At 46.0% G+C, this 10,227-nt stretch carries 7 protein-coding genes; 5 read left to right on the forward strand and 2 right to left on the reverse strand.

The features are described 5' to 3' along the window. Nucleotides 1-69: 69 nt before the first annotated feature. Both QWT69_RS02560 and QWT69_RS02565 read right to left on the reverse strand, forming a co-directional pair. Nucleotides 70-2,814 carry a DEAD/DEAH box helicase gene (locus tag QWT69_RS02560; protein ID WP_317968679.1) on the reverse strand — a complete coding sequence of 915 codons (2,745 nt, stop codon included), beginning with the start codon at nucleotides 2,812-2,814 and terminating at the stop codon, nucleotides 70-72. Further along, on the reverse strand, nucleotides 2,811-4,388 hold the full coding sequence (locus tag QWT69_RS02565; protein ID WP_317968680.1) for a hypothetical protein: 1,578 nt from the start codon (nucleotides 4,386-4,388) through the stop codon (nucleotides 2,811-2,813). Before QWT69_RS02565 ends, QWT69_RS02560 begins: the two co-directional genes overlap by 4 nt. 143 nt (nucleotides 4,389-4,531) lie before the next feature. On the opposite strand from QWT69_RS02565, the gene QWT69_RS02570 reads away from it, so the two are divergent. From QWT69_RS02570 to QWT69_RS02590, 5 genes are all read left to right on the forward strand, one after another. Beyond that, nucleotides 4,532-4,846 (forward strand): hypothetical protein, encoded by a 315-nt coding sequence (locus tag QWT69_RS02570; RefSeq protein WP_317968681.1) that lies wholly within the window; start codon nucleotides 4,532-4,534, stop codon nucleotides 4,844-4,846. A 113-nt stretch (nucleotides 4,847-4,959) separates the two neighbouring features. Then, nucleotides 4,960-5,409 carry a transcriptional regulator gene (locus QWT69_RS02575; RefSeq protein ID WP_317968682.1) on the forward strand — a complete coding sequence of 150 codons (450 nt, stop codon included), beginning with the start codon at nucleotides 4,960-4,962 and terminating at the stop codon, nucleotides 5,407-5,409. 499 nt (nucleotides 5,410-5,908) lie between these two features. Further along, a complete protein-coding gene (locus tag QWT69_RS02580; RefSeq protein WP_317968683.1) occupies nucleotides 5,909-6,595 on the forward strand; it encodes a hypothetical protein in 687 nt (228 codons plus the stop codon). A 1-nt stretch (nucleotide 6,596) separates the two neighbouring features. Then, on the forward strand, nucleotides 6,597-7,874 hold the full coding sequence (locus QWT69_RS02585; protein ID WP_317968684.1) for an efflux RND transporter periplasmic adaptor subunit: 1,278 nt from the start codon (nucleotides 6,597-6,599) through the stop codon (nucleotides 7,872-7,874). A gap of 93 nt (nucleotides 7,875-7,967) precedes the next feature. Beyond that, nucleotides 7,968-9,143 (forward strand): polysaccharide deacetylase family protein, encoded by a 1,176-nt coding sequence (locus QWT69_RS02590; RefSeq protein WP_317968685.1) that lies wholly within the window; start codon nucleotides 7,968-7,970, stop codon nucleotides 9,141-9,143. Nucleotides 9,144-10,227: the final 1,084 nt, after the last annotated feature.

Consider the following 10,227-nt stretch of genomic DNA (forward strand, 5'->3'; position numbering starts at 1 on the left):
TTTAGGAATTCTCCGAAAGCCAATTAAAAAAGCCTCGGCACCATATAGAAGGCACCGAGGCGGAAACGATTATCGTTCAAAAGTCAGCAAGTCATCCAATTCTGTATCAGACAACTCTGTAATCCACTGGCTCGACTGGATCAGATCTGCCGATAACGCAGCTTTCTCGACGAGCATTTTATCAATCTTCTCTTCAATGGTTCCCACACTGACGAATTTGTGGACATGGACGAACTTCGTCTGTCCAATCCGGTAAGCCCGGTCTGTTGCCTGATTTTCAACGGCAGGATTCCACCAGCGATCCGCGTGCAAGACATGATTCGCACCTGTCAAATTCAATCCAGTTCCACCGGCTTTCAGCGATAGTATGAAAATCGGGAACTCTCCAGCCTGGAATGCTTCCACGAGATGATCCCGCTGTCCCTTCGGCATACTTCCCGATAGGAACGGAACATCGATATCATGCAACTCGGACAAGCATTGACGAATCAGTTGACCCATACCAATGTACTGCGTGAAAATGAGACATTGCTCACCGTTCGCCGCTATTTCAGCAGCCATCGAAACAATCCGGTCCAGCTTGATCGACCGTCCAAGCATTTGCTCAGCAGGAGCACTAGGTTCCTTCAAAAACAATGCTGGGTGGTTACACAACTGCTTCAGTCGGCTCAACATCTTCAAAATAAGCCCTTTACGTTCAAAGCCGGTTAACGTTTCCAACTTGAACTTCGTATCTTCTATGAAACTTTCGTATAACGCCGCCTGCTCTGTCGTCAACGCTACATATTCATTCTGCTCAAGTTTCTTAGGCAGATTCAACTGCAAATCAGGATCATTTTTCGTCCGGCGCAATAAAAACGGACGGATCTTTGCCCGCAACTTCCGTTTTTCAAGCTCAGAATCATCCCGTTCAATCGGAATGATGAACTGCTCCGTAAACGTCCGGAAACTGCCGAAATACCCTTTATGAATAAAGTCGAAAATCGCCCAAAGCTCGGACAATCTATTCTCAATCGGCGTCCCTGTCAAAGCAATCTGATGTACACCATGCAATTTACGAATCGCCCGTGACTGTTTCGTCTGCATGTTCTTAATATTTTGCGCTTCATCGAGTGTAATACTCGCAAACACCGTGCTACCAAGTGTTTCATCATCTTGCGTCGCCGTTCCGTACGTCGTTAAAATAACATCTGGTTTGCTCTCCGCAAGCAATTTCACGAACTCCTCGTCTTTCGCCCGCGAAGGACCATAATGCGTGTGCACCGAAAGTGACGGCGCAAACCGTTCAATTTCTTTTTGCCAGTTGCCGAGCACACTCGTCGGACAAATGATGAGCGAAGGAGAAGACGTCTCGGGACGCGCATGGACATTCAGCAAATACGTAATGAGCTGAACGGTTTTCCCGAGCCCCATATCATCCGCGAGACATGCACCAAACTTATTATCTCGCATGAAAACAAGCCAGTTATACCCTTCAACTTGGTAGGGTCTCAACTCAGCTTGCAGCGTTTCCGGTATACCAGCAGCAGGGAGACCGGATTTATCCGATACCATCTCCACGTATTCACGCAATGACTGCTTCATCGAAAACGCAAGCAATGGATCATCCGATTCACTATCATCTTCAATCGGGACAATTTCTTCAGGAATCTCTTGGAACAGCAGATCCTTCACCGTCCATTCACCCGCATCCGCCTGCTCCATTAGCTCTTTAATCCGTTTAAGCCAAAGAGGATCGATATGGAACCACTCATCACCTGAACGGATGAACTCCCGATTCTCATCAACCATCTTCCGGAACGAATCCTGATCGATCTCCTTGCCTGCAAGCGAGAAGTTCCAATCGAACGACAGTACTTCATCGAGTCCAGCAGCCGAACGGTACGACTGCACATTCGCACTCGTCCGCACCCGCATCTTGGATTCAGTTACCGTCTTCAACCAAGCGGGCAATATAACCGGATAGCCAAAAGACTGAAACACCGGCAAATCCTCTTGAATGAACTGACGCACTTCCGGATCGGACATTGGCATCGACAAAAAGCGCTGGCCCGGTTCCACTTCAGTCGAACGTAAAAATGACACCATTTCGGACTGCTTTTCACTAATTTCTGTCGCATACTCTTTCCATTTCGCGGGCAACGCATCTTCAATCGGTGCATTCACCTTGCGCGCAGCAGGCGTCCAATGTGCACCGCGCTCACTGACTACCACCGTCTCTAGCAACCATTCTGTATGACCATCTTCAGCAGGCTCCGTTAAACGGAATGCCACACGCACCGGAATGGTCGAAACCGACTCACCCGGCCAACCAAACTTGCGAAGATGCGGCAATAACGCCGGCAACTGATCGAGTTGAATGGCAGAAGCTTGTATTTTTTCTTTAATCGCATCATGCAAAACCATCGCAGTAAGATCAGAAATCCCGATTTTTTCTACGTCAAATCGTATTTCGCCTGCGTCCAGCTCAGCGTGTTCCCAGAAATCGGAACGGTTCCACACATCAGCGGCTTCCTTCAAAGCAGTCAGATGTTCATCGTCAGTAGTCGTTAAGCCGCTGAACGTTGCGTACGGGTGTGTTTTACCGGCAAACACTTGCAAAAATTCATTCGTATTCAAATACACCGCTTCGTCATCTGTTGATGACAATAATCCGTACAATGCCTGTTCATTCATGAAAAACAAAAATGTGGACAAGCGTGCAGGGGAGACGACCCTTTTGGCACCGTCAATTGCGGAAACTTCGTAGCTTCCATCCGCCCCCCGGTGGATACTCAACTGGAAAAGTAGATTCAATGCATCCATTTTTCTCATAGATTCAGATTCCCCTTTTCCATTTCCTCAGCTAATGCGCGCAACCGTCTGAACTGTTCACGCACCGTGTCGATGTAATTGTTCCAGAACTCGATTTTGCCACTTTTCTTTGCGCCAGTTTTCATGTTCTTAAACAACCGGACGGCGCGGCGATAACTATGTCGGTTCTTCTCCTGAATGAAACGCATCGCATACACATGAAGAAGGGGCATGACTGCTGCAGGATCATTCGACAGCACGAAACGCATCGTATCCGATTCAATGCCGTCATACGGAATATCATATCGGTGCATAAGCGCAGCCCATTCCGAAAACCGTTCCCGTTCAATCAGGAAGTCGCCAAATGTACTCACACCCGATTCGCCGTATACCATGAACAATTCTTCACGGCGTGCTTCCGTAAAGTCGGCAATTTCAAGCAAGCCATCAATTAGGCGGATGAAATGATATTTGTCCGTCGACATTGAAATCTCGTGGAAATACGCACCAATATGCGGGTAAATCGTTTCCATAATAATGCGCAATGACTCCATCTCATCAAGATCCGTTGCAAAGTCTGCCAGCGGTAACCAATGATCGACAAGCTCACCGCCTACTTTTTCAGCAACTTCCGCAAGAGCTTGTACATCGCCTTGCGTTAAATGGAAGTAGGCTGCGAAAAACGGTGCATCAACATCGTCCGTTTCCAGAAGAAAAGCGAGCTCCTTTTTCTGCGTGGCTGGATCGACATACAACAGCTCCGACACACTCGAATAGATGTCGAGCCTTGATTCGAACAACCCGTCACTGTTTAGGATGAACCTTCGGACATTCTCCTCGAGAGATTTGTAGAAGGCATCCGTCTCAAACAGCCGCAGTTTATTGCTGAGCGATTGAACTTGGTCATTAATCTTGTCAATTTGTTCGGTCAGCCACATCTTCACTTGCCATTCGCGATATGACAAATGCTTAACCCCTTCGAGATGACCTTGCAAATACGGCCAAGCCGCTTCGACTAAATGCAATCTATAAAACAGTTCAAATAGAGGTTTCCACTCCCATTCGAACGGATATAAAGGAATCACTTTCTGATCCATAAGAGACGTCTCATGGATGAACACATTCGGGTTTTCACCCGGTGCCAGTTTGTAAAGAGGTTTCGTCAGTCGATCGAGCACATCATTCCATGCTTCCGGCGTACGTTCTGAAATCGTTAAAACCATCTGCTCAATTTCCCTCCGCTGCCAGTCATGCAACCATTCCGTCAACGAGTTGAACTGAGAATACAGATGGAATATGACAGCAACTTTATGTACGCACCAACCAGGATGAATGCATGTACACATCGCATCCTGCTTAAGAGGATAAAGTTGAACAGTCACATGGTCGGCTTCTATAAACGTAGCGTCAATCCTTCTTCCATCATTCGCGGATTTATACTCAATCTGTACACCTTTACGGACGATTGCCACCGCATCTCGGATGATCTGCACATCATCTTGATCATCCGGACGGAATGCATGCTTGATTGCTTTCATAAATTCATCTATTTCATGTTCATGCAAATAAGAAACACGTTCTACTGTCATGTACATCGGGTCACTCCTCAAAATAAGCATTCCCTTTATTATAATGCTTGCGGGGCGCAATCGTAAACGAATTCAATTCGAAATGATTTGAACATAACGAACAGAAAAATACACTATGTGAAAATAGAGGACAAGAAGGAGGAGGAAAGATGAAAATATTGACTGTACATATGCCAGACTTATATCGCAAGTCCATCTACTGGAGGCAGGACGTTAGGCAAGAACGCAGTCTCCGCGGGGAATCCGTACACGAACAACCTGCTTTCAGGCATTCCGAAACCATTCTGTTACGCGATGAACAGATGCTCATCGCTGACTATCAAACTGATGAGTTAATCATTCTTCAAAGCACTGCGACAGAACATGATATCATCTGTAAATTGTACGAACGGGATGCCGGTATGGAGCCGCGGCGTATGTCATTTTTATTGAACAGCCGGTCAAAAGAAAAAATAAACTTGTAAAACAGAAGCAATTTATAAGTCTCCTCCGAATAAGATAGAAACAAATCATTCACAAAGTACGAGAGGTTATGATAAACTATAAATAATCGGAATATTCAATGAGGGGGATTAAAATGCTTTCTGTTCAACGCATGAGACCATTTTTCACTAGTCAGGAAGATTTCCGTCTACGCCTCGTGTTTGCATACCAATATTTCTCCATTATTAAAGGCGGTGAAGTCTACCAATTTGTCCCGACGGAAGGGAAAGAAATCGTCGTCAATGTCAAAAGCCTGCAAGTCGAAAACCTCGGAGAAGTGTTCGTCTTCCAACGGGGAAGTCGCTTCATCCGACTACCGCTCTACCAGCTATTGCTAATTTCAGACCTGCATCTTCACCTTACGACCTTACTAGAAGGTACGTTAAATCTAAAAATACCGATGCTGGCAGTCGTCACTGAAGAGGCGGCACTGCTCATCGAAGAACTCGAAGCGCAAAACAGCCTGCGCATGATAGACTATGCACTTGAAACAAACAATGTAGCACTGTTTACTCAGCTGACGGAAGGATTGCATGAATTTTGATGAAAACTACTTAAAAAACACTTATCGTCGATCATTCACGATGAGTGTTTTTTTGCGTCCCGTTTCAAAAATAGTAAATAGGGTATACATAGGAAGGCCCATTTAGTTTGTGAGAAAATGTAACGCCAATACGAATAACGTGGATCCGGTTACGCCGAACAAGAAATCCGCCAAGGTAAATCGATGCCTGTTCTTTTCATCCATGCTCATCAGCTCCTATTTCCATTGGGATACGAAGAACCTACTTAGCAGTGTGACTATGTTTTTCAGAAACGAAGGCAGGAAAAAGTTAATGCTTTTAATAAAGGCATAAAGGCTCAAATATACACACTGGAAGTCAATAATCACTATCCATAACTAGACTCGACGGTTACAATGGAAAGTATACATAGATCATCGTTTTTCCTTTGGTATCATTGAATAATCCAATGGATTTGATAGAGTAGAAGATAGTAGTTCCATTACAAACCCCATTTAAATAGAAGAAAGGAGCGTCGCCATGTTTTTTGATTACAGGTTTTGGCACTATGTGACCAGACCTCATGACCTTGCAACAGATATACAAACAGGTGAGATGCGGCAATTCAACAGACGACTCGCCATCCTTTTCATCACAGGCCTCATTCTTTTTGCTCTTCGCAGTTTATGGGGGATGAACGCCGAATCACTGACCGCTTTACTAACGACAATGTCAACGTCCGACTACATAATCGCAAGATATGCGTCACTTGCAGGTACGATTATTTGGGCAGTTATATACATAGCATTCCATCTATTCGGTGTCGCTTACATCCTATCGTTGCTAACGAAAATCCCATACAAGCGACTCGTACCGCTCCAACTGCTCGTTACGGGCTTATTGCTGTTGGAGAAAGCACTTCTGTTCATCGTCTTCGCCGTTAAAGGATCGACTGTTAGTTTGTCGTTCCTATCATTCGGCCCGCTCGCTGTCACGATTATGGATAACTGGTACCTCATCCTGTTCATGAACCAGCTGACGATTTTCAGTGCGCTCATCATCACAGTGCAATACCGTTTCCTGCGCGGTTTCATCATTGATGGAAAACGGAGAGAGCATCTATGGATGTTAATCGGCTTGCATGTCGCAATGGCACTCGTCACCGCAGCCATCGCATTCATCCCGTTCGACGCTTTATTCAATTCGGTTTTTGGAGGTGGCTTCTAATATGAACAAACGTATGTCCATTACCGTCGCCATCATCATAAGCCTGTTCATCGCAGTGAACGTCCATCTGCTGTATTCACCAAAAAGCACCGTCCCACAATCATTGTATGTCCACCAGTACGAACGCATGACGACGAACCACTTTGAAGAACAACTTCCCAAAGAAGCACTCGTCTCACCCGAAGCGATCTACACCGTCTATGTCGGCAACGACGAAACCATTGACACATGGCTCGTGAAGGAAGGCGATCACGTGCAGGTTGGTGATGAAATCGCGACATTACAGACAGAACGTGCAGAGAGCCAACTCGCGGCATGGGAAGCGGAACAGGACGCGCTTTACGCACAGCAAGTCGAAATCGAATCGACACTTTATAACTTAGAAGCTGACCGTAGAAACGCCAAAAAAAGCACGACAAACGTGAATACGACTGAATCACCGAACAACTCCGATATTGACCTGACCGTTGATGTCCAAGTTGACGTCTCACAAGACGGTGCATTTGCCCAAGCCATTGCAGAAGCGGAACGGGAACGTGCGGAAATTGGACGTAAACTGACCGTCTTACAAGCACAACTTGCGCAAAACGAATCACGTCCCGCTATGGTTAGCCCAGTTAACGGCATCGTTTCATCGGTTGATCGGCACGGATACAAACTTGCCGCAGATATCTACAGCACGACAAAAGTAATTACAACGTATGCGCAACTTGAAGAATGGCAAAAAATTGAACCTGGCAATCTCGTCCGTATTCAACAGAACGGTTTGACGACGGTCATTGATGGATCCGTCCAATCTGTTTCTGAAATTCCAGCAACGGATTCAAGGTGGCAGGAAGCATTCGAACAGCTCGAACCCGCTGTAAAAGAAGGCAACCCACTAGAATTCTATGAAATCGGCATTGGACCGCTAGAAGAGTTGACGGCATTACCGTTCGGCGCAAATGTCAACGCAACAATCATCGTCAACGAAGCGGACGCTGTGTCGGTGAAATTGCACTGGCTCGATACCCCGCACAATGAGCAGGCCACTGCTTGGAAACTGGACAAGACCGGAAAAGGAATCCGTACACAACTAGCGACACCATTCGAAGTGTCTAAACGCGCTGTAATAACGGAAGGGTTGGAAAAAGACGATGTCGTTATCTACAACAAAAACATCGCTCAATTCGAAACGCCATTCAGCGTCTTCCTGCCGTTCCCGATGGAAATACCAACAAAGAACCAGTGGCGCACATTCGGCTGGAAGAACTATTTAAAATATGGTTTTCTCGAATAAACAACACAATTGAATACCCCTAGACTTCTATAATTAACAGACAGACAATAGAGTGAAAGAGAGATAATCTTTAAACGAAACGGGGAGAAATAGATGAAAAAAATGTATTCGATTCTAGCTATTGCGCTTGGCTTGTTGCTGTTCATGACAATTGGAACCGGGAAAGCGCAAGCGGCTGTTGGGAACGGTGAACGCGCCATCGGTCTACATGACCGTATTTTGCCAATCAACGATATCCGAGTCATTGACGGAGACACGAAAGTGCCGCTTACAGATATGGAAAAGACCTTTTATCTAACAGTGACTACAGAAGACGGTAAAACAACAATCGATAAATACGGGAAACAGTTCGTTTTTGATGCCGCTACAGGAATGACGACATTAGATGGCACTGTAGAAGCATGGAAGCCGATTGTTGAGATTGACGGCAACCTCTTCATCAGCGTGAAATACCTAACGCGGGAAATCGGCTTCAAGATGGAATACTTCACAAGTATCCGTACAATCCGAATCTATCGCGACGACTACGAACATATGAATCATGATGCATATGAATTGATGGTGAAAAAAGCAATCGAGGCGGCCAAACCGGCTCCACCTGCGAAGCCTACAAAACCATCAAAACCAGCGAATCCGAATAAAAAAGCGGTTGTCTATTTGACATTCGATGACGGCCCGAACCAATTCACATTAAAAAATAACGATACGTTGAATAAATACAAAGCACCAGCGACATTCTTCTTCATTGGCAATGAAATGAAACACCAGCCATCCATTGTCAAAAAGATGGCGAAAAGCGATCATTCTATCGGTACACATAGCATGAGCCACAATCAGAAACTCGTCTATCAATCTACGAACGGGTTCATTGCGGAAATGAGCGGTGCCGCAGACCTGCTAGCGAAACAATCCGGCAAACAGTCAAAACTCGTGCGCGTTCCATACGGCAGCGTTCCGCATGTTACACCAGCCATGCAAAAAAGTCTGAAGACAAAAGGCTATAAAATGTGGGACTGGAACGTCGATTCAAACGATTGGCAGTACAAAGACACACAAGCTGACCAAATCGTCAAAAACGTCCAGGACGGCGTCACGAAACAAGCCAAAGCAGGCGAAAAACAAATCATCGTCCTCATGCACGACCGTAGCCAAACCGCCATTGCCTTACCCAAAATCATCGAATGGCTACAAAAAGAAGGCTACGAACTCAAAAAATACGAACCATCCAATCACATCAGCAAAAACTTCCTAAAAGACCCAGAACTCTAACAACCCAAAGAGCCCAGCCCTCCAAGGCCGGGCTCTTTCCTATGTAACCAATCACACAAAAGCCCTGCAAAAGTCCAAACCCAACGACTAATTTGTAAAGTGCATTCAGCGCGCCAAAGCTCTCCTACTATCTAAAACTCCCCGCGCCCACACCAAGCAAAAGTCCATATCCTCTTCCAAAAGTCCATACCAGCCCGCAAAAGTCCAAACCTCACCCGAAAAGTCCAAACCCAACGACTAATTTGTAAAGTGCATTCAGCGCGCCAAAGCTCTCCTACTATCTAAAACTCCCCGCGTCCACGCCCAGCAGAAGTCCATATCCTCTTCCAAAAGTCCATACCAGCCCGCAAAAGTCCAAACCTCACCCGAAAAGTCCAAACCCAACGACTAATTTGTAAAGTGCATTCAGCGCGCCAAAGCTCTCCTACTATCTAAAACTCCCCGCGCCCACACCGGGCAAAAGTCCAACTCCTCTTCCAAAAGTCCATACCAGCCCGCAAAAGTCCAAACCTCACCCGAAAAGTCCAAACCCAACGACTAATTTGTAAAGTGCATTCAGCGCGCCAAAGCTCTCCTACTATCTAAAACTCCCCGCGCCCACACCGGGCAAAAGTCCAACTCCTCTTCCAAAAGTCCATACCAGCCCGCAAAAGTCCAAACCTCACCCGAAAAGTCCAAACCAACCCATTAATTTGTATAGTGCATTCAGCGCGCCAAAGCTCTCCTACTATCTAAAACTCCCCGCGTCCACACCAAGCAGAAGTCCATATCCTCTTCCAAAAGTCCAAACCAGCCCGCAAAAGTCCAAACCTCACCCGAAAAGTCCAAACCCAACCCATTAATTTGTAAAGTGCATTCAGCGCGCCAAAGAACTCCTACTACTTAATCTCCTCCGCGCCCAGCAGAAGTCCATATCCTCTTCCAAAAGTCCAAACCAGCCCGCAAAACGCCAAATCTCGCACCAAAAGTCCAATCACTATCCGCAGAACTCCAAATTCCCCCGCAAAACTCCAAAAATCCAATTCTCCCAAATTTCCACCATCTAACAACCCAAAACTCCCAAGCTCAAAAAATAGCTAATATC

The sequence above is a fragment of the Sporosarcina oncorhynchi genome (assembly GCF_033304615.1).
Taxonomy (GTDB): domain Bacteria; phylum Bacillota; class Bacilli; order Bacillales_A; family Planococcaceae; genus Sporosarcina; species Sporosarcina oncorhynchi.

Coding starts and splice junctions, on each gene's coding strand:
- QWT69_RS02565 (WP_317968680.1), bottom strand. CDS start 4,388: ATGTACATGACAGTAGAACGTGTTTCTTATTTGCATGAACATGAAATA.
- QWT69_RS02570 (WP_317968681.1), top strand. CDS start 4,532: ATGAAAATATTGACTGTACATATGCCAGACTTATATCGCAAGTCCATC.
- QWT69_RS02560 (WP_317968679.1), bottom strand. CDS start 2,814: ATGAGAAAAATGGATGCATTGAATCTACTTTTCCAGTTGAGTATCCAC.
- QWT69_RS02580 (WP_317968683.1), top strand. CDS start 5,909: ATGTTTTTTGATTACAGGTTTTGGCACTATGTGACCAGACCTCATGAC.
- QWT69_RS02575 (WP_317968682.1), top strand. CDS start 4,960: ATGCTTTCTGTTCAACGCATGAGACCATTTTTCACTAGTCAGGAAGAT.
- QWT69_RS02585 (WP_317968684.1), top strand. CDS start 6,597: ATGAACAAACGTATGTCCATTACCGTCGCCATCATCATAAGCCTGTTC.
- QWT69_RS02590 (WP_317968685.1), top strand. CDS start 7,968: ATGAAAAAAATGTATTCGATTCTAGCTATTGCGCTTGGCTTGTTGCTG.